Genomic DNA, 23,882 nt, shown 5'->3' with positions numbered 1-23,882 from the left:
GCAACACCATGAAAAAGATCATCCTCCTGGGCCTGACCGCTCTGCTCGGAGCTTGCCAATCCATGAGCCCTGCCCCCAAAGCCAGCCTCGACGGCGAAGTGTTCTACCTGCAACGCATCGCCCTGCCGCCCACCGCGACCTTGAGCGTCAGCCTGCAAGACGTGTCGCTGATGGATGCTCCGGCCGTGACCCTGGCTGAGCAGAAAGGTCCGGTCAAAGGCCAGGTGCCGCTGCCGTTTCACCTGAGCTATGACCCGGCGCAAATCAAACCTGGCCACACTTATTCGGTGAGCGCTCGCATCGAAGTGGATGGCAAGCTACTGTTTATCACCACCGAACGGCACGCTGTGCAGCTCAATGGCCAAGACACGCAACCCCTGCGCCTGCGGGTTGATGCTGTTACCCACTGATAGTCTCCAGAACTTAAGCCAGATTAAAAAGGAAGCGCCCATGCTCCGTAACTCCCTTCGTTTTACTGCCCTGTGTGCCGGCCTGCTGTTCGGTGCCAACGCCATGGCCCTGGACTTGAGCAGCCTGTCGCAGGGCGACGCCAGTGGCGGCCTCAAGGACGCCCTGACCCAAGGCGCGCAGATCGCCGTGAAGCAACTGGGCGTACCGGGTGGTTTCAGCAACAACCCGGAAGTGAAGATCGGTCTGCCTGGCAAGTTGGGCAAAGTCGCCGACAAACTGAAAATGTTCGGCATGGGTGACCAGGTGACCCAGTTGGAAACCAGCATGAACAAGGCCGCCGAAACCGCCGTGACCCAGGCCCAGCCGATCCTGGTCAACGCCGTGAAGAACATGAGCGTGACTGACGCCAAGGGCATCCTCAGTGGTGGCCAGGACTCGGCCACCCAGTACCTGAACAAAAGCAGCCGCGAACAGATCCGCGCCAAGTTCTTGCCAATCGTCAAAGCCGCGACCGACAAGGTCGGCGTCGCCCAGCAATACAACGCCCTGGCCGGCAAGGCCGCGGCCTTTGGCGCTGTGGACGCCAAGAGCGCCAACGTCGAGAACTACGTGACCGAGCAGGCGCTGGACGGGTTGTTCAAGATGATTGCGAAGCAGGAAGAAACCATTCGTGAGAACCCGGCGGCGGCAGCCACCAGTTTGGCGAAAAAGGTATTTGGCGCGCTGTAACGCCTCCCATTGCACTGCGCCCAGGTCGCCGGTCATTGGCCTGGGCGCAGCGGTCTTACGTTCTCAACGATTCAATGAAAACAACGAAAACACAGGCCTGCTGGGCAATTGATGCTCAGCGACGTCGTGCGGGTGTGGCTTTCTGCGAACCGATTTGGCGGGTTGAGAATGGTTGTATCCCGGGTAGCGGTTTGTATGGGGACGGTGGTGCTGACCCCAGTTGCCACAAGCCGGCTTTTGCGGCTTCGCGGACTCAATACCTGGTCGAGATGACTGGGTACCCACCAACGCTTCCAATAGCGACAATTTGAAATTAACCAAAGCAGTAAGAATCGACATAGGACACTCCCTTAACTCATAGAAAACGCTCGTTTGCCCACGGGCAGAGTACGAACGTGTGTGCCTGTCCATCAGGCATTTCTGAGTGGGGTGAAAGTCAGGAGCGTTCCGCCGGCATCGATGGAGATTGCATCGGTATGTAAATCCGACGCCGGCGGAACCAGTACATGACCGACATAGCCGGCCAGTTCAACGCGGGGCGCTGCCTGGCCGGGCAGCCAGCGTGATCAGACAACGTCCTTCTTCACCCGGAACCACGCAGCATAAAGTGCCGGCAGGAACAACAACGTCAACGCCGTCGCCACAATCAACCCGCCCATGATCGCCACCGCCATCGGCCCGAAGAACACACTGCGCGACAGCGGGATCATCGCCAGCACCGCCGCGAGGGCTGTCAGCACAATCGGGCGGAAGCGTCGGACGGTGGCTTCGATAATCGCCTGCCACGGCGCCAGGCCCGCCTTGATGTCCTGTTCGATCTGGTCCACCAGGATCACCGAGTTGCGCATGATCATCCCCGACAAGGCGATGGTGCCGAGCATGGCCACAAACCCGAAGGGCTGGCGGAATACCAGCAGGAACAGCGTCACGCCGATCAGGCCCAGCGGCGCCGTCAGAAACACCATCGCCGTGCGTGAGAAGCTGCGCAGTTGCAGCATCAGCAACGTCAGCACCACCACGATGAACAACGGCACGCCGGCTTTTACCGAGTTCTGCCCACGGGCGGAATCTTCGACCGTGCCGCCGACGTCCAGCAAGTAACCATCCGGCAGCTCGGCGCGTACGCCTTCCAGGGTCGGCAGGATTTGCTGGACCAGGGTCGCCGGTTGTTCCTTGCCGTAGATATCGGCGCGCACGGTCACCGTTGGCAGGCGGTTGCGGTGCCAGATGATGCCTTCTTCGAAGCCGTACTCCAGGGTGGCGATCTGCGACAGCGCCACGCTTTTGCCGTTGTCGGTAGGCACCGCCAGGCTTGGCAGCAACGACAGCTCGGTGCGTTCATGCACGGTGCCGCGCAGGAGGATTTCGATCAACTCATTGTCCTCGCGGTACTGGCTGACGCTGGAACCGGTCAACGAGCTCTGCAGGAATTTCGACAGGTTGGCCGTGCTCACGCCGAGGGCACGGGCGCGGTCCTGATCGATATTGAGGTAGACGATCTTGCTCGGTTCTTCCCAGTCCAGGTGCACGTTGACCACGTGGGTATTTTCGCGAACCTTTGCAGCGACTTTCCGAGCCAGGGCGCGGACTTCTTCGATATGTTCGCCGGTCACGCGAAACTGCACCGGATAGCCCACAGGCGGGCCGTTCTCCAGGCGCGTAACCCGTGAGCGCAGGTCAGGGAATTGTTCGTTGAGCGTTTCGATCAGCCAGGTGCGCAGGCTTTCGCGCTCCTCGATGGTTTTGGCCAGCACGACAAACTGGGCAAAGCTGGCGGCCGGCAGTTGTTGGTCCAGCGGCAGGTAGAAACGCGGCGAACCGGTACCGACATAGGCCACGTAGTTGTCGATGCCCGCGTGCTGCTTGAGCAAGGCTTCCAGGCGTTTAACCTGGTCAGCGGTGTTGCTCAAGGACGCCCCTTCGGCCAGCTTCAGGTCGACCATCAGCTCCAGGCGGCCGGAAGCCGGGAAGAACTGTTGCGGCACAAAACGGAACAGCGCCACCGAGCCGATAAACAGCAGCAGGGTCAGGACAATCACGGTTTTGCGCCGACGCACGCACCACTCCACCAAGCGTCTTACGCGCTGATAGAAAGGTGTGCCGTAGGGATCCGGACCATCGGTGCCGTGCTTGGCTGCATGAATCTTCGCCAGGTCCGGCAGGAGTTTTTCCCCCAGGTAGGGCACGAACACCACTGCAGCCACCCAGGAGGCGAGCAACGCAATGGTCACTACCTGGAAAATCGAACGGGTGTATTCGCCGGTACTCGATTGCGCGGTGGCAATCGGCAGGAAGCCTGCTGCGGTGATCAGCGTACCGGTGAGCATCGGGAATGCGGTGCTGGTCCAGGCAAAGCTGGCGGCCTTGAGCCGGTCGTAACCCTGCTCCATTTTGATCGCCATCATTTCCACAGCGATGATTGCGTCGTCCACCAGCAAACCCAGCGCCAGCACCAAGGCGCCGAGGGAAATCTTGTGCAGACCAATACCGAGGTAATACATGGCGGCAAAGGTCATCGCCAGCACCAGCGGAATCGCCAGGGCCACCACCATGCCGGTACGCACGCCAAGGGAGAAGAAACTCACCAGTAACACGATGGCCAAGGCTTCGGCCAGTACCTGCACGAATTCGCCGACACTGGTTTTCACCGCCGCCGGTTGGTCTGACACCTTGCGCAGTTCCATACCGGCTGGAAGGTTCTTCTGCAGGCGTGCGAATTCTCCTTCCAGGGCTTTGCCCAGTACCAGGATGTCGCCACCGTCACGCATGGCCACGGCCAGGCCGATCGCGTCTTCACCCATGTAACGCATACGCGGTGCCGGCGGGTCGTTGAAGCCACGGTGTATGTCGGCTACGTCGCCGATACGGAAGGTACGGTCGCCCACGCGAATCGGAAAGTTGCGGATCTCTTCCACGGTCTTGAAGTTACCCGATACGCGCAGTTGCACGCGTTCGCTCGGGGTTTCGAAGAACCCGGCAGTGGAGACTGCGTTCTGCTCCTGCAACGCCTGCTGTACCGCTGCCAGAGGCAAACCGAGGGTCGCCAGCTTGAGGTTGGACAGTTCGATCCAGATCTTCTCGTCCTGCAGGCCCAGCAACTCGACTTTGCCCACATCCGCCACGCGCTGCAGTTGAATCTGGATGCGGTCGGCGTAGTCCTTGAGCACCGCGTAGTCAAAACCATCACCGGTCAAGGCGTAGATATTGCCGAAGGTGGTGCCGAATTCATCGTTGAAGAACGGACCCTGGATATCCGGTGGCAAAGTCTGGCGGATATCGCTGATCTTCTTGCGCACCTGATACCACAGCTCAGGAATCTGCGCCGAATGCATGGAGTCACGGGCGATAAAGGTGACCTGGGATTCACCGGGACGCGAGAACGAGACGATGCGCTCGTACTCACCGGTTTCCATGAGTTTTTTCTCGATGCGCTCGGTGACTTGCCGCGAGACTTCCTGGGCCGTGGCGCCAGGCCAGTTGGTCTTGATCACCATGGCCTTGAAGGTGAACGGCGGGTCTTCACTTTGTCCCAGTTTGGAGTAGGACAAAGTGCCAACCACTGCCAGCAGAATCATCAGGAACAGGACGATCTGACGATTACGCAACGCCCATTCGGAAAGATTGAAACCCATCGGGGACTACTCCTTGATCGCCAGATTCACCACACGGTTGGAGCGATCCACCGGGCGCACCTGCTGGCCCTCGTGGAGCACATGTACACCGGCAGCAATGACCCAATCCGTAGGGCTCAAACCTTCCAGTACCGGAACGTTTTTTTCACCGAAGGCACCGATGCGTACCGGTGTGCGCTTGAGGGTGTTGTCGGGCTGTACACGCCAGACGTAAGACGCTCCGTTCTCTGCGCTTAGAGCCGACAGTGGGACCGAGAGCGGAATATCGCCGTCGACCTGTATGAATACACGTGCGCTCTGGCCCAGTTCGGCTGGGACCTTGCCCCCAGTGAATGCCACGCGGGCAGCAAACGTACGCGACTTTGGATCGGCGGCCGGCGACAGTTCACGAATGCGACCACTGAAGCGCTGGTCGGGCTGGCTCCACAGTTCGACCGATACGGGCTGGCCGATCTTGAAACGGCCAAAACCCTGTTCCGGCAGGCTGATCAGCACTTCGCGCTCGCCATCGGTAGCCAGGGTGAACACGGTCTGGCCGGCGGACACCACCTGCCCGACTTCCACCGCACGCTTGGCCACCACGCCATCCTGTGGCGCACGCAGCACCGCATAGCCGGCCTGGTTGCTGGCCACATCGAACTCGGCCTTGATCTGCTTGAGACGGGCCTCACCGGATCGATAGAGATTTTCGGAATTGTCATACTGGGAGCGGCTGACCATCTGACGGTCCATCAGGGTCTTGTAGCGGTCACGCTCGGCGCGCACCAGGCTCAGATTGGCCTCGGCGGCGGCGACTTGGGCACGGGTGGCTTCCAGTTGCAGGCGCACATCTTGCGGGTCGAGTTCGGCCAGCGCTTGGTTGGCCTTGACCCGCTCGCCCTCTTCCACCAACCGCTTGCTGACTTTGCCACCGATGCGAAAGGCCAGGTCCGGTTCATAACGGGCGCGCACTTCACCGGGGTAGCTGTCCATCGACTGTGCAGAAGGCTGTGGCTGCACCACCATGGCCGGACGGATGGTGGTCTGGGCCGCTTCTTCATGGCCGCATCCGGCCAACAGGAAGACCAGACTGACAGGCAACGCAAAGGGCAGGAAAGAACTGCGCATGCTGTAGGACCTTTCGCAAATGGAGCTAAGAATAATTATACTGGCGGGTATGTTATTAATACCAAACTCACCAGTCCAGTATTAAAGGTGAAAATGTCCGACAATCCCGTAAACACCAATAGCCCCGGGCGCCCCAAGGACATGGCAAAACGCCAGGCGATCCTCGAAGCAGCGAAAATCCTGTTTTTGAGCAATGGCTACGCCAGTACCAGCATGGATGCCGTGGCCCTTGAGGCCGGCGTGTCGAAACTGACCGTGTACAGCCACTTCAACGATAAAGAGACCTTGTTCACCGCCGCGGTGGTGGCCAAGTGCGAAGAACAACTGCCGGTGATGTACTTCGAGTTGCCTGCGGGCATGCCCGTGGAGACTGTGTTGCTGAATATCGCGCGGGGGTTCCATCGCCTGATCAACAGTGAGGAGTCGGTCAACCTGCATCGCCTGATGATGACCACCGGCAATCAGGACGTGAAACTCTCGCAGATCTTCTTCGAGGCCGGTCCCATGCGCATGCTGCAGGGCATGGAGCGTCTGCTCGGCAAGATCGACCAGAGCGGCGCGCTGAGCATCGACAAGCCCTTTACGGCGGCCGAGCATTTCTTCTGCCTGCTCAAGGGCACGGCGAATTTCTGCTTGCTGTATGGCTGCGGCGGTCAACTGAGTGAAGGAGCCGCCGAAGAACATGTGCAGGAGGTGGTGGGGTTGTTTATGCGGGCCTACAGGCCTTGATGATCAAGGCTTGAGCGCCTTCTTTGGGTAGATGTCATAGCGACTGGATTTGCCATCCAGCGCATGACTCGGCTTGGGCCCTTCGATGCACGGCGCCTTGCGCGGGCGCTTGACTACCACACGGTGACTGGCCAGGGCCAGGGCGGCGGCCAACAGCGCCGGTGCGTCTGGATCATCCCCCACCAGTGGCCGGAACAGGCGCATTTCCTTCTTCACCAAGGCGGTTTTCTCACGGTGCGGGAACATCGGGTCGAGGTAGATCACTTGGGGCGGTTCACCTTCCCAGTTGCGCATCACGTCGATGGAGTTGCCCTTGAGCAACTGCATGCGCGCCACGATGGGGGCCACCTCAAAATCATCCGCGCCACGTGCCAGACCGTCTTCGAGCAAGGCGCCGATCAGCGGCTGGCGCTCGATCAGGCTCATCTCGCAGCCCAGGCTGGCCAGCACGAAGGCGTCCTTGCCCAGGCCGGCCGTGGCATCCAGCACCCTGGGGCGCACGCCTTGGGCGATGCCCACGGCCTTGGCGATCATCTGCCCGCTGCCACCACCGTACAGTCGACGATGTGCCGCACCGCCTTCGACAAAATCCACCCGCACCGGCCCTGGCGCATCAGGCCCGAGCTGTTGCAGCTGTAGGCCGTGCGCCCCCACTTGCAGGGAAAAGTCTGCATCGGCTACATGCATCGGCAAATCGAGCAGTGACGCCCACTGCTCGGCGCGGCCCTGGAAACCCTCGCCCAAGGCCTCGACCTGGATGCGGCTGGCCGCTGGTTGTTCGCTCATCAATTACTACGCTCAAAAATATTAAGGATCGGCAAACAGCGGCCGATAAAAACAACAGTCAGGTATTTTGCCAGAGCTGAGCGTCGACCGAGAAAAATGTCAGACATTCTTCCCCTAACCATCGGTGTACTGCCGACCCACAACCACTACGGCCTGCGCAACACTCAAGCGCTGGCTGGGGTGAGTCATGTGTGGCAGGACTTCTTCGCCCGTGCGTTGGCCGAACAGCTCGGCGATACGCCGGACGCGCTGGCAGTGCAGGCAGTGCAGGCGTCGGCGGACCCCGCGGTAGAGCCCAGCGCCGGCGCCGACCTGTTATCGCAGATACTCACCCAGCGTGAGTGCGACGTGAAAGACACCGAAATCGTCCCACCAGAACCGCTGTTCCTGCCAATTGCCGAGTTCGAAACCGAGCTGTTGCCACCGGCCGCCACGCCGTTCCCGCAAGAAGAAATCGTCGCCCAGCAGCGCCAGCAGAACTTCGAAAGCGGTTGGGTCCGCCCGATTGTGCTCACCGCCGGCGAACCATTGCCAGAGCCAGGCCCGGCGCCGGAGCCACGCCCACTGCACCTGCCCATCGCCGAATTCGAACTGGACCTGCTGCCGCCAGCCGCCACGCCGTACCCGACCGAAGAGCTGGTCGCGCAGCAAAAAGCGCTCGACTTCGACTACTACTGGGCGCGCCCGCTGGTCACCCAGAACCTGCGCCTGGCCGCCTGATGCTCAGCGACACACCCACCAACGCCCCATATCCAGATGGAAATGGTTGCGGTGCGCGGCGTTGTAATCCGGGCTCAGCACCACGTTGAAATCATCGCAGGCACTGTCGCGGACCTGACGCAGGAACCACGCCTTATCGTCCTCCCCCGGCCAATCCTTGAGCACGCTGATACTGCGCCCGTCCGCCAGGCGAAAACCGGCGATGTCCAATGCATTGGCCGACGCATGCTGGCTGAGTCGCCCTTCGGCGCGGTTGTACATATTGCGGCAGGCAAAGCTGCCCAGATGATCGACCCGCGTCACCGCCTGGCCGAACACCGCTTGGGCCGCCGGCTGCAGGCTGTGGCGCTCGAACAGGGCGAACGCCACCGCCAGCGGGCAACTGGCGAGAAAACTGCTGCTCAGGCCAACCGCGGCACCCTGAACGCGCAAGGTGTTGCGCAGCGGACACGCCGCATCAGCGCGCGTATCGGCTTGATGGCTGACGCGCAGGCCCGAGGTTTCCAGCACTTGGTCGCACAACGCCGGGTCATCCTGCAGGCGACCCAGCTTGTAGCGGGTCAATAGGTTCGGGCTGGCGCGCACATCCAGCGGGGCCCACGGGTTCCAATCGGCCGGCAGCGGCACCCAACCACGCCAGACGCCAACGGCAAAGGCGCCGGCCAGGATCAGCAGCACACCCATCAACTTGAAAAAACGCACCCCTTAGCCCTTGAAGAACTGGTTGGCCTGGCTAAATGGCATCTTGCGTTCGGTAAAGGTGAACGTGCCCAGTTCGTACACTTCCTGGGCCGCACGATAGAACTCGCCATAGGCAGCCAACGCCAGAGCCGAGCCGACGCTGATCCGCCGCACACCCATCGCGCTGAGTTGCGCGACGCTGAGGTTCAAGCCGCCGGACATCAACACGTTCACCGGCTTGGGCGCCACCGCCTTGACCACCGCCAGCACTTCCTCGGCACTGCGCAGGGCCGGCGCATACAGCACGTCGGCACCGGCTTCGGCGTAGGCTTGCAGGCGGCGGATGGTGTCGGGCAAATCCAGGCGACCATGCAGGAGGTTTTCCGCACGGGCCGTCAGGGTGAACGGGAATGGCAGGCTGCGCGCGGCAGCCACCGCGGCCTCTACACGCTCGACGGACAGGTCGAAAGGATAGATAGGGTCAGCGGCAATGCCTGTGGCGTCTTCAATGGAGCCGCCGACAATGCCGGTGGCGGCGGCACGCAGGATGGTCTGGGCGCAGCCTTCGGGAGTGTCGCTGAAGCCGTTTTCCAGGTCCGCCGCCACCGGCAACGCCGTGGCATTGGCAATCATGCCGGCGTTGATCAAGGTGTCTTCCAGGGACAACGCCCCTTCCGCATCCGGGCGCGCCAGGCTGAACGCGTAGCCCGCACTGGTGGTTGCGAGGGCTTCAAACCCCAGGCTGGCCAGCATCACGGCAGAGCCTGCATCCCAAGGGTTGGGCATCACGAACGCGCGGTCACGTTCGTGCAAGGCCTTGAAGGTTTCGGCGCGAAGGGTTTGGGCATCCATGTCGGGCTCCTGGCGGGAAAAGGAGCCCTAGAGTAACCCCAGTTGCTCCACGGCGGGAGCACGATCCAAGGTCGGCAGCGGCGGCAGACCCGGCAGGCGCGCCATCAACTGGTCGTGGAAACGCAGGGCCAGTTGTGCCGCGAGGCGATTATCCGAGGTGTGCAGGAACAGGTAGGGGGTGCGGCCTTCTTCGATCCACCCGGCAACTTTTTCCACCCACGGCACCAGGAATGGGTCGTTGGCTTCCAGTTCGGGATGACCGATAAAACGCACTTGGGGAAACTGCGTCAGGGCCGCCGGCCGGGTTGGCACCTTGGGCTTTTTCGATTGGGCGTGCAGCACGGCGGCTGACGTGGACGTGCAACTGAACAACGCGCGCGGGTCCAGGCAGATGCGCTCCACGCCCCGGTCCCGTAACAAGCGGTTAAGCAAGCGCTCGGCGTCGCCTTTGGCGAAGAATTCCGAATGACGCACTTCCACCGCCATGGGCCGCTCAAGGCCATCAATGAAGCCTGCCAACTCCCCCAGACGCTGCGGTGTGAACGTCGCGGGCAGTTGCAACCATAGCGGGGATACGCGCGCTCCCAGGGGACTCATCAAGCCCACAAAGCTTTCCGCAGCCGGCAGTTGCTCAATCAGGTTGCCACTGTGGCTGATATCACCGGGAAACTTGGCCGTGAAACGAAAATCGTCGGGCATGATTTCAGCCCAGCGTTGCACCGTGGCGGCCGAGGGTCGTGCATAGAACGTGGTGTTGCCCTCAACGGCGTTGAAGACCTGGGAGTAGAGCGCGAGATAGTCGCTGGAACGGGCATCGGCGGGGTACAGGTACTCGCGCCAGGCGTTTTCACTCCAGGACGGGCAACCGACGTAGTAAGGGAGGCGCATCAGATGTGGATATCGAGGCCCAGCACTTCCATATCCCATTCGACAAAACCGGCGGTGGTCAGGTAGCTGGCCAGGGCGGTGGCGACGCTTTTGCTCATGGAGCGCGGGAAGACCATGTCTTGCTGACGGGCGGGAAGACCACTGATACGGGCTTGAGCGTTGGACTGTGCGTCGGACTGGACCTCGATGAAGTCTGGCGAATCCTCGACGGACTCGTCTACCGTAACGTTTGCCTTACGTGGCTTGCGCTTGATTGGGTAGGACTGTGAGGAAAAGCCATCAATACGCATGGGCGCGAACTCGCTATCGGTAATGGCATTTTGGCAGCACTGTCCGTAGTGCGCAAATGCTCTGGTGATAACTAGAACACATAATTTGAAAAAGGTTTAAAACGGGGGGCAAATTCTGACGATTGGTGAATTTAGCCCCATATTGCCATCATTTTTGACGTCAAATAATCCCGCGCTCGGCCTTGGTTTGCGCCACTTTATCGCGCAGGTAAACAGGTGCTGACTGATCCGCAGGGATCGCTTCCCCACGTTCAAAAGCAAACCGCGCCAAGGCCAATAGATCTTCAGCGTGGGGCAACATCGCCGCGTCTCTCCCAACCAATGGCACAGCGATGCGCTCACCATAACCCCAACCGGTGCCGGCACCGAACCAGTCACCGCTGGCATCACCCGGCAATACGGATGATTCAGGCGGCTGCACAGTTTCCACACCTACTAGGCGCATCTCGCCTGCCGTTTCGCGGTAGCAGCCCCAATACACTTCATCCATGCGCGCATCGATAGCCGCCGCAACCTGATGAACGCCATGTTCACGCAAGGCACGCTGGGCCAGAACGGCCAGGTTGGACACCGGCAATACCGGGCGTTCCAGCGCAAATGCCAGGCCCTGCACCACACCGATGGCAATACGCACACCGGTAAACGCACCCGGACCACGGCCGAAGGCGATGGCATCCACCGCAGCCAGCGTAGTGCCGGCGTCTTCCAACAGTTGCTTGATCATCGGCAACAGCTTCTGCGCATGCAGACGCGGGATCACCTCGTAGTGGCTCGTTACCTTGCCATCATGCAGCAGGGCAACGGAGCAAGCTTCAGTCGCGGTGTCCAGGGCCAGCAGGGTGCTCATCGGTGTGGGTGTCCAAGTCGAAAAAAAGTGCGCCAGTATAAACAACAACGGCCCGCAAGCGGGCCGTTATCCGTGAAGCCAGTCGAGGGATCAGCTCAGTGCTTGCAGCACTTTGGCAGTGATCGCTTCAACCGAGCCGACGCCAGGAATGTGGCTGTACTTCGGCTTGCCCTGGGCAGCGGACAGCTTCTGGTAGAAGTCCACCAGCGGCTTGGTCTGGGAATGGTAGACCGACAGGCGATGACGCACGGTTTCTTCGGTGTCGTCTTTACGCTGCACCAGGTCTTCGCCGGTCACATCGTCCTTGCCTTCCACTTTAGGCGGGTTGTAGACAGTGTGGTACACGCGGCCCGAGGCTTCGTGAACGCGACGACCGGCAATGCGCTGGACGATCTCTTCATCTTCCACCGCGATTTCAACCACCGCATCCAGCTCAACGCCGGCCTTCACCAGGGCTTCAGCCTGGGGAATGGTGCGTGGGAAGCCGTCGAACAGGAAACCGTTCTTGCAGTCTTCCTGGCTGATGCGTTCCTTGACCAGGTTGATGATCAAGTCATCGGACACCAGGCCACCGCTGTCCATCACGCTCTTGGCGATCAGGCCCAGCTCGGTGCCAGCCTTGACGGCCGCACGCAGCATATCGCCGGTGGAGATTTGTGGAATGCCGAATTTTTCAGTGATGAACTTTGCCTGAGTACCTTTACCGGCCCCGGGAGCTCCCAGCAGAATGACGCGCATTGATGTGCTCCTCAATTTTTTATAGAGATGACGCTCGGATTCGCCGCAGGGGGCCAATCGCGTAAAAATAGAATTCGGGCCGCCCAAACGGCCAAAGGCTGATCAAGATACACAGCAGGCCTTAACCACACAAGCCGCCAAAAGTCGCAGGAACCCGCACAGGGCATGCGTCATAGGTAGGGTGTGCCTGAGTGCAACCCGGCCCCATAAACACCGGCCGCCCGTTTCAGGGCGGCCGCCGTGGTTTACCTGCAAGCTATTGAGAACACGCAAAAAACCCTAGCCAGTGTTACGCAAACCGGCGGCAATACCGGCCACGGAGACCAGCAGCGCCTGTTCCAGAGGGCTGTCCTGCGCCGCTTCCTGCTGACGGGAGCGCGCCAGCAACTCGGCCTGTAGCAGGTGCAAGGGGTCAAGGTAGGTGTTGCGCAGGCGGATGAACTCCAGGGTGTCCGGGCTATGGGCCAGCAGTTGCGACTGCCCGGTCAGGCCAAGCACCACGTTGCACGCCTGCGACAATAGGTCGCGCAGATGCGCACCCAATGGCAGCAGGTCCGGCTGCACCAGCCGCTCGTCATACAGGCGGGCGATATCGGCATCCGCCTTGGCCAGCACCATTTCCAGCATATCGATACGGGTGCGGAAAAATGGCCACTGTTCACGCATCTGCCCCAGCAACTCGCCTTCGCCGCGCTCCAGGGCCTTGCTCAACGCTGCTTCCCAACCCAGCCAGGCCGGCAGCATCAGGCGGGTCTGGGTCCAGCCGAAGATCCACGGGATCGCGCGCAGGCTTTCAATCCCGCCCGCACGGCGTTTGGCCGGGCGACTGCCCAGGGGCAAGCGACCCAGCTCCTGTTCCGGCGTGGACTGACGGAAATACTCGACGAACTGCGGATTTTCCCGCACCACAGCGCGGTAAGCGCTGACACCGTCTGCCGCCAATTCATCCATCAAATGGCGCCAGGCTGGCTCCGGCGGCGGCGGTGGCAACAGCGTCGCCTCCAACACGGCAGCCAGGTAAAGGTTGAGGTTCTGCTCGGCGATATCCGGCAGGCCGAACTTGAAGCGGATCATCTCGCCCTGTTCGGTGGTGCGAAACCGCCCCGCCACCGAGCCCGGCGGTTGCGACAGGATCGCCGCGTGAGCCGGGCCACCGCCACGGCCCACGGTGCCACCGCGACCGTGGAACAACAGCAGTTCCACTTGTTGCTCACAGCAGATATCCACCAGGCGCTCCTGCGCCCGGTACTGCGCCCAGGCGGCGGCGGTGGTGCCGGCGTCCTTGGCCGAGTCCGAGTAGCCGATCATCACTTCCTGCGGCCCCTGCAAACGCGCGCGATAGCCCGGCAGCAACAACAATTGCTCGATCACCGGGCCGGCGTTATCCAGGTCAGCCAGTGTTTCGAATAATGGCACCACGCGCATCGGCCGTTGCACGCCCGATTCTTTAAGCAGCAATTGCACGGCCAAAACGTCCGAGGCAGCGCCGGCCATGGAGATGACATACGAGCCCAACGATGCAGCCGGTGCGGCGGCGACTTCCTTACAGGTGTTGAGTACCTCGGCAGTGTCCGCCGACGGTTTGAAATAGCCCGGCAACAGCGGTCGACGGTTGGCCAGCTCCTTCATCAGGAAGCTGATACGCATCTCTTCGTTCCAGTCCTCGTAACGGCCCAGGCCGAGGTAGTCGGTGATTTCGGTCATGGCGGCCGAATGGCGACTGGAATCCTGACGCACGTCCAACCGCACCAGGAACAGCCCGAAGGTCACCGCCCGACGCAGGCAATCGAGCAAAGGCCCATCCGCGATCACGCCCATGCCGCATTCGTGCAGTGACTGGTAGCACAACTCCAGCGGCTCCAGCAGGTCGCGGTTGTTCTGCAACACCTCGGCCGGCGCCGGGGTGCTGCTGCTCAACGCGGTGTGCGCCCATTGGCGCGTGGCGCGCAGGCGTTCGCGCAGTTGCTTGAGCAAAGCGCGATAAGGCTCGACGCTATCACCGACCTTGGCCTGCAACGCCGGGCTGGCTTGTTGCATCGACAGCTCAGAGGCCAGGTGATCGATATCGCGCAGGTACAAATCGGCGGCCATCCAGCGCGCCAACAGCAGCACTTCGCGGGTGACCGGTGCCGTGACGTTCGGGTTGCCGTCACGGTCGCCGCCCATCCACGACGCAAAGCGGATCGGTGCGGCCTCCAGGGGCAAGCGCAAACCGGTGGCGGCGTGCAGCGCCTGGTCAGCCTTGCGCAGATAGTTGGGGATCGCGTGCCACAGCGAATGCTCGATCACCGCAAAGCCCCATTTGGCTTCGTCCACGGGCGTAGGTCGAGTGCGGCGGATTTCTTCGGTGTGCCAGGCTTCGGCGATCAAGCGTTGCAAGCGTTGGCGGATCTGCTCGCGCTCTGCGCTGGTGAGGTCGCGGTGATCCTGGGCCGCCAGTTGGGCGGCGATGGCATCGTATTTCTGGATCAGGGTACGGCGCGCCACTTCGGTGGGGTGGGCGGTGAGGACCAGTTCGATCTCCAGGCGCCCCAACTGGCGGGCCAGGGATTCGTTGCTGTGGCCTTCGCTTTGCAGGCGCGCCAGCAACTCGGGCAATACGCGGGATTCGAACGGTGCCGGCTGCGACTCATCACGCCGGTGGATCAGTTGGTACTGCTCGGCAATGTTGGCCAGATTCAGGAACTGATTGAAGGCGCGGGCCACCGGCAATAGTTCGTTTTCCTGCAACTGGTTCAGGCTGGTGCTCAGTTCATCGCCGGCTCCGCGCCGGTCAGCCTTGGCGCCTTTGCGGATCTGCTCGATCTTGTCGAGGAAATCATCGCCGTACTGCTCTCGAATGGTGTTGCCCAACAGCTCACCCAGCAGGTGAACATCCTCACGCAAGCGTGCATCGATATCACTCATCAGCCAATCTCCAGCCAGAAATCCGGGACGCGCAGGTTTGCCAGAGTGCCGCCAGCATCGATTTATGACAAGACTTTAAACCTTGTGAGTTGCAGCTAGTCTCAAGGTTAAGTCGTCGCGTTTATCCGCGCAGGCGACTGGACACTCATCACCGCCTGCTAAAAGCGGGCTTCATTGAGGTTGCCATGAAAATTCGAGAACTGGCCCAGCATTGGGAAGAGAACGCCAAGGGTCGCTTGACCAAGACCGAGTACGCCATCCACCTGGATATGGAATCCGCCGCGCGGCTGGCGGCCATCACCGAGATGTACCCCAAACGCCACCCCGAAGAATTGCTCGGTGAGTTGATCGGCGCCGCCCTGGAAGAGCTGGAAGCCAGCTTCCCCTACATCAAGGGCCAGCAGGTGATTGCCACCGATGAAGAAGGCGATCCGCTGTACGAGGACGTCGGCCCCACCCCACGCTTTCTGACGCTGTCGCGCCGCTACCTGCATGATCTGTCCGCCAGCGGCGACGAACAGAAACACTGACAAAACCCCACCACCCCCCTTTATTCCGGGCTCCTTAAGGGCCCGGAGTACCACTGCGCAACGCAGAAGTTCCAACGTTTTTACGCTGACCGTTCAGTCAGATATTTTTTTAGGCAAATCGCCATCTTCTCTGAACTTTTGAAAAAAGCCTCCGGTCACAGCCAGTAAGCCATCACTTGGAACGGTCGTTTTAAAGGGCAATTTGTGCATCAGTGCCAGGCCCGCCGCCGCAGACCAGTGAGATGGATTTTGATGTATTTCAGGAGTTATCCAATGGAGTTGAAGACGATGAAGACCAGCACTGCCAAATCCTCGTTTAACCACCTGCGCGGGCTCAAATTGGCCGCGCTGGCAATCGGCACCAGCTTCGTTCTGGCGGGCTGTGCCGGCAACCCTCCGACCGAGCAGTACGCGGTCACCCAGTCCGCCGTGAACAGCGCTGTCAGCGCCGGCGGTACTGAGTACGCGGCTGTGGAAATGAAGTCGGCCCAGGACAAGCTAAAAGAAGCCGAAATTGCCATGCACGACAAGAACTACGACAAAGCTCGCCAGTTGGCTGAACAAGCCGAGTGGGACGCTCGCGTCGCGGAACGCAAGGCTCAGGCCGCCAAGGCCCAACAGGCTGTGAAGGACTCCCAGAAAGCCGTTGAAGAGCTGCGTAAGGAAGGCATGCGTCCTGCTGCTATCCAGCAGAAGTAAGACGCTTCCTGTGACTGCAACGCACCTGATATCGAATTGAAAGGACGACACGACTATGCGTAAACAATTGATGATCCCTGCCCTGCTGGCGATGAGCGTTGCCCTGGCGGCCTGTTCCACCCCGCCTAACGCGAACCTGGAAAACGCACGGACCAACTTCTCGGCCCTGCAGACCAACCCGCAAGCCACCAAGCTGGCGGCACTGGAAACCAAGGACGCCAGCGAATGGCTGGACAAGGCTGACAAGGCCTACCGCGACAAGGAAGACGAGAAGAAAGTCGACCAGTTGGCTTACCTGACCAACCAGCGCGTTGAAGTGGCCAAAGACACCATCGTGCTGCGCGAATCCGAAGCCAAGCTGAAAAATGCCGGCGACGAACGTGCCCGCGCCCTGCTGGACGCCCGTGATGCACAAATCAAGCAACTGCAAGACAGCCTGAATGCCAAGCAGACCGATCGCGGTACCCTGGTAACGTTCGGTGACGTGCTGTTCGCCACTAACAAGTCCGACCTGAAATCCAGCGGTCTGGTGAACATCACCAAACTGGCTCAGTTCCTGCGCGACAACCCGGACCGTAAAGTGATCGTCGAAGGCTACACCGACAGCACCGGTTCCGACTCGTACAACCAGAGCCTGTCCGAGCGTCGTGCCGCTTCGGTACAACGCGCACTGGCTCAACAAGGCGTGGACATCTCGCGCATCGTGACCCAGGGTTACGGCAAGGAATACCCGGTTGCCGACAACGGCAGCGTCTCGGGTCGTGCCATGAACCGCCGCGTGGAAGTGACCATTTCCAACGACAACCAGCCTGTCAAGCCACGGTCTTCCGTTGCTAACTGATTGATTGGCACTGGATAAGAAAACCCACCTCACGGTGGGTTTTTTTTCGGCTCATCAAACTGAATGGTGCGATTCGTGTCTACGGCGGGCATTTCAATTTTCGCGCCCGCCTTTTCATCCATTTGTTGATCGCGCTTGTACCTGCGAGCAGCATCCTGTTCCAGCGCTACATGCTGCCTTGCCATGGCCAACATGTTTTCCAATACAGGAATATGTATTTTCATCCTCGACCCAATCTTTGTAGGTTTCCACATTTTATGTGGCATTTAAGTCGAACCGGTTCCAGATATTTCCATTTCAGTTGCATGACATGCGGCCCCCGGTATTACGCCCTCCACGTCGTTACAGGCTGACTAGCTGATTCAGCACGAAAAAAACGCCCTGAAAAGGGCGATTTTTGAGAGGTGCCGCTCAACCGCCGACCTTGCCGGAGCCCTGTGTCTCCGGCATTTGGATCTGGCCCTGGGCGCCACCTTGGCCATGCTGTGCGCCTTGATCGCCCTGCACACCTTGATCATTTTTTTGTTTAAGCAGCTTTTCCAGTAGTTTCATCAGTTCGTCTAGCTCACCTCCGCCCTGGCTGCCCTGACCACCTTTAGCACCTTGTGACTGCATATCTTTGATTTTACGTTGGAGGTCTTGGATCTGCTGATCGAGGCCTTGGTTCGATGGGGCACCCCCGCCGACATTTCCGCCACTGCCCATGTTGCCTACACCCGATACTCCGTTTATACCTGCCATATAGGCTCACTCCAGACTAATGAAAAATGGACTGATCAGCATTGCCAATCAGTCCATGGTCTGTGGTGAGCACGCGAGGCTGGTTCCGGCCGGCCGAGCGCCTGACACACGCTAAATCATGAATCGGTACGAAAAAGGGTATTTTCCCACACCGGCAACAACAGCATTCACTGCTGCAATTGCGGGGTTTCCTGCCCCATGCAACGCACGGCCTGCTTCTTGTTGTTCACCAGCACACCGCTGAGGCCTTTCTGCTCGGTATCGAACATCACCAGCACGCCATCCACGCATTGCGCCACTTGCGCGGCCGGCGTCAGGGAGATCTTGTACTCCTCGCCTGGCACCGTCTTGAGCATAGTGAAATCGCTGAGCAACAGAGCATCTTCCGGCTTGGCGAAGTGCAGGTAACCGTAGAACCACAGGCAACCGACGGTGCCGATGATGGTGCCGATGCCGGTGAGGATCAGCGGGATCATGTTGCGTTCTTCGCTCATTGCGGGCTCTCTGATGAATCAACTTTAGGAATGGGGTAGTTCGGAATCTCGCCCAGGCGGCGCAAGCCGTTGAAGTGTTGCGGGTCGTCCAGATAGCGCAGCATTACGGTTTGCCAGGTCTTGTCGGCAAAGGTCTGCACATGCCCGCCCCGGGTCAACTGCAACACCCGTGGTGGCGGTGCGGCCTGGTACAGGCGGATACCATTGGCCATTGGCACGATCGGGTCGTCCAGGCTGTGGAACAACAGCTTCGGCACGCCAATCAGTTTCGGCATGGCATATATTGCGCTGTCGCCGTCCGGCACCAGCCAGGACAGAGGCACCTGAAACGGCCATGTTAACCAGGAAGTGCTCAAGGCAAATTGTCCTACGTCACGATAACTGGCGGGCACACCGTCCAGCACCAGGGCCTTGAGCTGGGATTGGCGCTCCGGATGGGCAGCCAGGTAATGCACCGCCAACGCCCCGCCCAGGCTTTGACCGAGGACTATCAGCGGCTGGCCCTGGGTTTCAGGCGCCTTGTCGATCCAACTGAACGCCGCGTCCACATCCTGATAGATCGCGGGCAGCGAGGGTTTGCCTTCCGATAAGCCGTAGCCGCGATAGTCCAGCAGCAGCACTTGGTAGCCCTGCTCGGGCAACCACCAACTGCCGCCCAGGTGCCAGGCCAGGTTGCCGCCGTTACCGTGCAAATGCAGCACCGTGCCCTTGAGCGGCACACCAGGCTTGGCCGGCAACCACCAGGCGTGGAGCTTCACGCCATCGGCGGTGGTCAAGGTGACGTCGCGATATTGCAGGTGGGCTTTTTCCGGCGTGAATGGCAGGCCGGGCTCGGGGTAGAACAGCAGTGAGCTGCAGCCGTTCAATGTGAGTAGCAGGCACAGAATGCCGAGGATTCTCATCCGTTGAAGCCTCGCTATTATTCGAAATTTTAAATCTTTCAGAGATTCAAATGTGGGAGCGGGCTTGCTCGCGAAAGCCGTGTATCAGTCAACTTATGTATATCTGATGTACCGCTTTCGCGAGCAAGCCCGCTCCCACAGGTCGATCCGGTTTCGTCAAAGGATATTCGAGTAATCCGCCTCGATCCGATCCAGGCTTAAGTGGTTGAGGAAGTTGGAGAAACACATCCACGCCGCCAGTGCGTTCATGTCGCGGAACTGCTCGGGCAGGTACTTGGGCGGCACCACCAGGCCTTCGTCGACCAGTTGGCGCAGGGTACGCATGTCTTCCAGGGTGGTCTTGCCGCAGAACAGCAGCGGCACTTGTTCCAGCTTGCCTTTGCGCACAGCGAGTTGGATGTAGTTGTAGACCATGATAAAGCCCTTGAGGTAGGACAGGTCCTTGGTAAACGGCAGACCGGTCGGCACCGAGCCACGGAATACGCGACTGGCATTGCCGTAGCTTTCGGCCATCTCAAAGCCTTGTTCGCGGAAGAACTCGAACACCTGCAGGAAGTCGGCGCCCTCTTCCACCATATGGATGGCGCGGGTGCGGTTGGTCAGCTTGCGCAGGCGGCTCGGGTAGGAGGCGAAGGTGATGATTTCCATCAGGATCGCCAGGCCTTCCTGGGTCACGGTGGACGAGGGCGGGCCTTTGGACAGGAAGGTGCAGATCGGCTGGTTCTGGCCATTGAGAGTGGTGCCGACATGCACCAGGCCTTCATGCACTTCCAGGGCGCGCACGTCGCGGTCGTTGAACATCGCGTCGGCGCGGATCTTGATGTAGTCGGCACCCGCCGCAGCGTCTGCGACGATACCGTCGGACTCGAACACGCGGATGGTTTCTTCGGCCTCGCCGAACACCTTGTTCAGGCGAGTTTGCAGCAGGGCAACGGCGTCCTTGGCGGTAAGGGTCTTGGCCTCATCCTTCAAGTCGCCACGGCCATCGATGTTATTCAGGTAGTCCGAAAGCATCAGCCCCAAGTCAGCCAGGGTCGGGTCGCCGGCGTGGAACGCATCGGACGCAGCGCCGTAGAGCTCCTGGGAAATCAGGCCGAAATCCTCGGTGCCGCGCGCTTCGAGCATGCGCACCACCATGCGGTATTCCTTGCACATGCGGCGCATGATCTGCCCCACCGGGCTGAACTGGCCGAGGCGACGGGTGATGTCGCGCTCAATGTTCTGGAACTCCAGCTTCACCGCGCTGGAATCGAACGCCAGCGGCCGGTTGAGGTAGTAGTCGCGGCTCACCGCCGGCATTTCCTTGCCCTTTGCCTTGAGAAATCCCTGACGAATGTTCTCGTCCCACTTCACGGCGTCGAGGACGCGAATCGGTGTTTGCGCCAGCACAATGCGATCAGACAAGGTGCGTATCGTCTGCTGGTAATCGTCCACCCGGTGCTTCCTCTTTAAACGTTATTTGCCCGCACGCTGGTAGCGCACGGCTTCCACGAATACATCGGCGTTGGCCGGGTCATCCAGGTAGGCAAACACCTGGTCCAAGGGGCTGTCCACCAACACGCCAGCACCTTCGACGGTTTCCACGGTACTGCCGTGCAACGCCTTTTGGTCCATGGCTTGATGGATCTGCTCCAGGTCGAGGTTGTAGACCACCAATTCATGCTTTTCGTTGATTTCGAAACCCGCCAGGATGAAGTTCCCGCCTAGTTTGGCCGGCAGCGGCGCCGACAAGTACCAGCGGCTGCCATGGCGCGAAACGCTGAACAGATACTCGTCACGCTGGCCGGGCTTGGCTGTAGGGTAGCTCACGGCTTTGTACCGGTGCTCACCAACGGCGGTGATGTGCAGGTTGAGCGGCTCGCCCCAGGCGTTTTTGCTCGACCATTGGCCCAGCAGTGCCTGCGGCGCGGCGTCATGGGCCGGCAGCGGGTCCTTGAAGGTCACCAGGCAACCACTCAGCAGCAGGAGCGACAAGGCGATTACAACCACACGCCAGGTTTTCATTGGACATCCCCCGGTGTCAGACCGAGGCCAACACCAAATGCATGTAACGCTTGAGGATCTCAAGCATCTCTTCACCGGTCAGAGGCTCTGCGCCGCCCAGCAGGCCCTGATATTCCATCCGACTGATTATCGCCGTCAACACTTTGGCATCCTGTTGCGGCTCGCGGGAGCCCAGCACCTGGAAAAACTGCCCGGTGCCCTGCAACAGAATCTGCTGGTGGGAACGTACCAACTCGGCCAGACGCGGGTTGAGCAAGGCTTCCTGGCGGAACGCCTGCTCGGCCATCAGGTGCTCACGACGGTTGGTCAACTGGCGCAAGACGTAATCGGCGGTCAGCCGCGCAATGTCATCGGCCAGTTGCGAACGTGACTGCGGGCTGCCATCGCCATAGGCGACCATCTCGCGCAGCAGGCCTTCGTTGCGCACCCACAGCTTGCCCATAAACGCAGCGCTGCGCTCGACGTATTGGGCGAAGGTGTCGGTGAGCAGGTCATCAATGTCCTTGAAATAGTAGGTGGTGGCCGACAACGGCACCCCTGCCTCCGCGGCCACCGCCCGATGGCGCACAGCACGCACGCCATCACGCACCACAATGCGCATGGCTGCATCGAGAATGTCTTGTCTGCGTTGCTCGCTACCCCGACGACTGGCCTTGCGGCCCTGATACTGGACGCTTTCAGCCACGGCAGCGGCAATGCCGGCGGCGCCTTCTTGAGCGGTTACGCGGTTCACGACTCACATCCTTGAATAGATCAAAACCTGGCGCTGTTTGCTTGACGCTTAATAACGCCCCATAAAAAAGCCGCCTTATAAAAGGCGGCTTCGGATTTCGCTTCGGTTACGATTGTGGCCGCATGTGCGGGAACAAGATCACGTCGCGGATCGACGGCGAGTTGGTCAACAGCATCACCAGACGGTCAATGCCGATCCCTTCACCGGCCGTCGGCGGCATGCCGTACTCCAGGGCGCGGACGAAGTCAGCGTCGTAGTGCATGGCTTCGTCGTCACCGGCGTCCTTGTCGGCCACCTGGGCCATGAAGCGCTCGGCCTGGTCTTCCGCGTCGTTAAGCTCGGAGTAGGCATTGGCGATTTCGCGGCCACCGATGAACAGCTCGAAACGGTCGGTGACGTTCGGGTTGTCATCGTTGCGACGGGCCAGCGGCGACACTTCGAACGGGTACTGGGTAATGAAGTGCGGCTGTTCCAGCTTGTGCTCGACCAGCTCTTCGAAAATCATCACCTGCAATTTGCCCAGGCCTTCGAAGCCCAGCACCTTCGCGCCGGCTTTCTTGGCGATGGCACGGGCCTTGTCGATATCGTTCAGGTCGTCGGCGGTCAGCTCAGGGTTGTACTTGAGGATCGAGTCGAACACCGACAGACGCACGAACGGCTCGCCGAAGTGGAACACCTTGTCGCCGTACGGCACGTCGGTGCTGCCCAGGACCAACTGCGCCAGTTCGCGGAACAGTTCTTCGGTCAGGTCCATGTTGTCTTCGTAGTCGGCGTAGGCCTGATAGAACTCCAACATGGTGAATTCTGGGTTGTGACGGGTCGAAACGCCTTCGTTACGGAAGTTGCGGTTGATCTCGAACACTTTTTCGAAGCCGCCAACAACAAGACGCTTGAGGTACAGCTCCGGCGCGATACGCAGGAACATTTCCATGTCCAGCGCGTTGTGGTGGGTTTCGAACGGCTTGGCTGCGGCACCACCGGGGATGGTCTGCAGCATCGGGGTTTCCACTTCCAGGAAGTCACGCTGCATCAGGAAGGTACGGATGTGCGCGATCACTTGCGAGCGCACACGGAAGGTGTGGCGCACTTCTTCGTTGACGATCAGGTCAACGTAGCGCTGGCGGTAGCGTTGTTCGGTGTCGGTCAGGCCGTGGTGCTTGTCCGGCAGCGGGCGCAGCGACTTGGTCAGCAGGCGCACGTTGGTCATTTCCACATACAGGTCGCCCTTGCCGGAACGGGCCAGGGTGCCTTCGGCGGCGATGATGTCGCCCATATCCCAGGTTTTCACCGAGGCCAGGGTTTCTTCCGGCAAGGTCTTGCGGTTGACGTAGACCTGGATGCGACCGGTCATGTCCTGGATCACCATGAACGAGCCACGGTTGAGCATGATGCGACCTGCCACCTTGACCGGGATCGCAGCCTCTGCCAGCTCTTCCTTGGTCTTGTCCGCGTACTGCTTCTGCAAGGCATCGCAGTAGTTTTCGCGGCGGAAGTCGTTGGGGAAGGCATTGCCCTTGGCGCGCTCGGCAGCAAGCTTTTCCTTGCGCAGGGCGATCAGGGAGTTTTCTTCCTGTTGCAGGGCCTGGTCGAGTTGTTGGTCGCTCATGTCTTTAAATATTCC

Annotated in this window: 25 protein-coding genes; 7 read left to right on the top strand and 18 right to left on the bottom strand. The window is 60.3% G+C overall.

What is annotated here, in order from left to right; all coding sequences use genetic code 11:
• Positions 1-8: 8 nt before the first annotated feature.
• Entirely contained in the window at positions 9-410 is a 402-nt protein-coding gene (locus tag EJ576_RS07080) for a YbaY family lipoprotein (RefSeq protein WP_122724624.1), read from the top strand.
• A 40-nt stretch (positions 411-450) separates the two neighbouring features.
• Positions 451-1,140 (top strand): DUF4197 domain-containing protein, encoded by a 690-nt coding sequence (locus EJ576_RS07075; RefSeq protein ID WP_028619137.1) that lies wholly within the window; start codon positions 451-453, stop codon positions 1,138-1,140.
• A gap of 566 nt (positions 1,141-1,706) precedes the next feature.
• Here the strand turns inward: EJ576_RS07075 and EJ576_RS07070 are convergent.
• Together EJ576_RS07070 and EJ576_RS07065 are read right to left on the bottom strand one after the other, a co-directional pair.
• Entirely contained in the window at positions 1,707-4,772 is a 3,066-nt protein-coding gene (locus EJ576_RS07070) for an efflux RND transporter permease subunit (protein ID WP_126569950.1), read from the bottom strand.
• Between the two features lie 6 nt (positions 4,773-4,778).
• Complete coding sequence (locus EJ576_RS07065; protein WP_126569949.1) at positions 4,779-5,879, bottom strand: efflux RND transporter periplasmic adaptor subunit; 1,101 nt, start codon at positions 5,877-5,879, stop codon at positions 4,779-4,781.
• Between the two features lie 93 nt (positions 5,880-5,972).
• Between EJ576_RS07065 and EJ576_RS07060 the strand changes: the two genes are divergently transcribed.
• Complete coding sequence (locus EJ576_RS07060) at positions 5,973-6,608, top strand: TetR/AcrR family transcriptional regulator (protein ID WP_126569948.1); 636 nt, start codon at positions 5,973-5,975, stop codon at positions 6,606-6,608.
• Between the two features lie 3 nt (positions 6,609-6,611).
• Here EJ576_RS07060 and EJ576_RS07055 read toward each other — a convergent pair whose 3' ends face one another.
• Positions 6,612-7,394, bottom strand: coding sequence for a class I SAM-dependent methyltransferase (locus EJ576_RS07055; RefSeq protein ID WP_123476554.1), 783 nt, complete (start codon positions 7,392-7,394; stop codon positions 6,612-6,614).
• Between the two features lie 96 nt (positions 7,395-7,490).
• On the opposite strand from EJ576_RS07055, the gene EJ576_RS07050 reads away from it, so the two are divergent.
• Complete coding sequence (locus EJ576_RS07050; RefSeq protein WP_126569947.1) at positions 7,491-8,114, top strand: energy transducer TonB; 624 nt, start codon at positions 7,491-7,493, stop codon at positions 8,112-8,114.
• A 3-nt stretch (positions 8,115-8,117) separates the two neighbouring features.
• Here the strand turns inward: EJ576_RS07050 and EJ576_RS07045 are convergent, their stop codons facing one another.
• The 7 genes from EJ576_RS07045 to ppc all read right to left on the bottom strand — a co-directional run bounded on the left by EJ576_RS07045 (position 8,118) and on the right by ppc (position 15,317).
• Positions 8,118-8,798, bottom strand: coding sequence for an extensin family protein (locus EJ576_RS07045; RefSeq protein ID WP_371923937.1), 681 nt, complete (start codon positions 8,796-8,798; stop codon positions 8,118-8,120).
• A gap of 21 nt (positions 8,799-8,819) precedes the next feature.
• Complete coding sequence (locus EJ576_RS07040) at positions 8,820-9,647, bottom strand: oxaloacetate decarboxylase (RefSeq protein WP_122724610.1); 828 nt, start codon at positions 9,645-9,647, stop codon at positions 8,820-8,822.
• Between the two features lie 27 nt (positions 9,648-9,674).
• Positions 9,675-10,535 (bottom strand): DUF72 domain-containing protein, encoded by an 861-nt coding sequence (locus EJ576_RS07035; RefSeq protein ID WP_126569945.1) that lies wholly within the window; start codon positions 10,533-10,535, stop codon positions 9,675-9,677.
• Positions 10,535-10,825 carry a hypothetical protein gene (locus EJ576_RS07030; RefSeq protein ID WP_047541343.1) on the bottom strand — a complete coding sequence of 97 codons (291 nt, stop codon included), beginning with the start codon at positions 10,823-10,825 and terminating at the stop codon, positions 10,535-10,537. Before EJ576_RS07030 ends, EJ576_RS07035 begins: the two co-directional genes overlap by 1 nt.
• Before the next feature lie 160 nt (positions 10,826-10,985).
• Complete coding sequence (tsaB, locus tag EJ576_RS07025; protein ID WP_126569944.1) at positions 10,986-11,672, bottom strand: tRNA (adenosine(37)-N6)-threonylcarbamoyltransferase complex dimerization subunit type 1 TsaB; 687 nt, start codon at positions 11,670-11,672, stop codon at positions 10,986-10,988.
• A gap of 90 nt (positions 11,673-11,762) precedes the next feature.
• On the bottom strand, positions 11,763-12,410 hold the full coding sequence (gene adk, locus EJ576_RS07020; RefSeq protein WP_010212617.1) for an adenylate kinase: 648 nt from the start codon (positions 12,408-12,410) through the stop codon (positions 11,763-11,765).
• Between the two features lie 279 nt (positions 12,411-12,689).
• Positions 12,690-15,317, bottom strand: coding sequence for a phosphoenolpyruvate carboxylase (gene ppc / locus EJ576_RS07015; protein ID WP_126569943.1), 2,628 nt, complete (start codon positions 15,315-15,317; stop codon positions 12,690-12,692).
• A 185-nt stretch (positions 15,318-15,502) separates the two neighbouring features.
• Between ppc and EJ576_RS07010 the strand changes: the two genes are divergently transcribed.
• The 3 genes from EJ576_RS07010 (at position 15,503) to EJ576_RS07000 (ending at position 17,387) form a co-directional block, all read left to right on the top strand.
• Positions 15,503-15,847 carry a pilin assembly protein gene (locus EJ576_RS07010; RefSeq protein WP_126569942.1) on the top strand — a complete coding sequence of 115 codons (345 nt, stop codon included), beginning with the start codon at positions 15,503-15,505 and terminating at the stop codon, positions 15,845-15,847.
• Between the two features lie 273 nt (positions 15,848-16,120).
• Complete coding sequence (locus EJ576_RS07005; protein WP_028619124.1) at positions 16,121-16,546, top strand: DUF4398 domain-containing protein; 426 nt, start codon at positions 16,121-16,123, stop codon at positions 16,544-16,546.
• Positions 16,547-16,601: 55 nt separating this feature from the next.
• Positions 16,602-17,387, top strand: coding sequence for an OmpA family protein (locus EJ576_RS07000; protein WP_012722563.1), 786 nt, complete (start codon positions 16,602-16,604; stop codon positions 17,385-17,387).
• 29 nt (positions 17,388-17,416) lie between these two features.
• On the opposite strand, the gene EJ576_RS06995 is transcribed toward EJ576_RS07000, so the two are convergent.
• From EJ576_RS06995 to lysS, 8 genes are all read right to left on the bottom strand, one after another.
• Positions 17,417-17,611 carry a hypothetical protein gene (locus tag EJ576_RS06995; RefSeq protein WP_123476586.1) on the bottom strand — a complete coding sequence of 65 codons (195 nt, stop codon included), beginning with the start codon at positions 17,609-17,611 and terminating at the stop codon, positions 17,417-17,419.
• Positions 17,612-17,798: 187 nt separating this feature from the next.
• On the bottom strand, positions 17,799-18,128 hold the full coding sequence (locus EJ576_RS06990; protein WP_126569941.1) for a type III secretion protein: 330 nt from the start codon (positions 18,126-18,128) through the stop codon (positions 17,799-17,801).
• 167 nt (positions 18,129-18,295) lie between these two features.
• Positions 18,296-18,622 (bottom strand): hypothetical protein, encoded by a 327-nt coding sequence (locus tag EJ576_RS06985; RefSeq protein ID WP_122724603.1) that lies wholly within the window; start codon positions 18,620-18,622, stop codon positions 18,296-18,298.
• The gene (locus EJ576_RS06980; protein ID WP_126569940.1) at positions 18,619-19,524 is read right to left on the bottom strand and encodes an alpha/beta hydrolase; all 906 of its coding nucleotides are present in this window, start codon (positions 19,522-19,524) and stop codon (positions 18,619-18,621) included. The genes EJ576_RS06985 and EJ576_RS06980 overlap by 4 nt, the downstream gene beginning before the upstream one ends.
• A gap of 156 nt (positions 19,525-19,680) precedes the next feature.
• Complete coding sequence (locus tag EJ576_RS06975; protein ID WP_028619119.1) at positions 19,681-20,958, bottom strand: flavohemoglobin expression-modulating QEGLA motif protein; 1,278 nt, start codon at positions 20,956-20,958, stop codon at positions 19,681-19,683.
• Positions 20,959-20,979: 21 nt separating this feature from the next.
• Positions 20,980-21,528: a hypothetical protein gene (locus EJ576_RS06970; protein ID WP_126569938.1), complete on the bottom strand. Its 549-nt coding sequence runs from the start codon at positions 21,526-21,528 to the stop codon at positions 20,980-20,982.
• Positions 21,529-21,544: 16 nt separating this feature from the next.
• Positions 21,545-22,261, bottom strand: a complete 717-nt coding sequence (locus EJ576_RS06965) for a TetR/AcrR family transcriptional regulator (protein ID WP_016979842.1) — start codon at positions 22,259-22,261, stop codon at positions 21,545-21,547.
• 106 nt (positions 22,262-22,367) lie between these two features.
• Positions 22,368-23,867, bottom strand: a complete 1,500-nt coding sequence (lysS, locus tag EJ576_RS06960; RefSeq protein WP_126569936.1) for a lysine--tRNA ligase — start codon at positions 23,865-23,867, stop codon at positions 22,368-22,370.
• Positions 23,868-23,882 lie beyond the last annotated feature (15 nt).

The organism is Pseudomonas sp. C 49-2, assembly GCF_003970195.1.
In the GTDB taxonomy this organism is placed as follows: Bacteria; Pseudomonadota; Gammaproteobacteria; order Pseudomonadales; family Pseudomonadaceae; genus Aquipseudomonas; species Aquipseudomonas canadensis.
The sequence above is the reverse complement of the archived record's forward strand: the minus strand, read 5'-3'. Positions and strand labels throughout refer to the sequence as shown.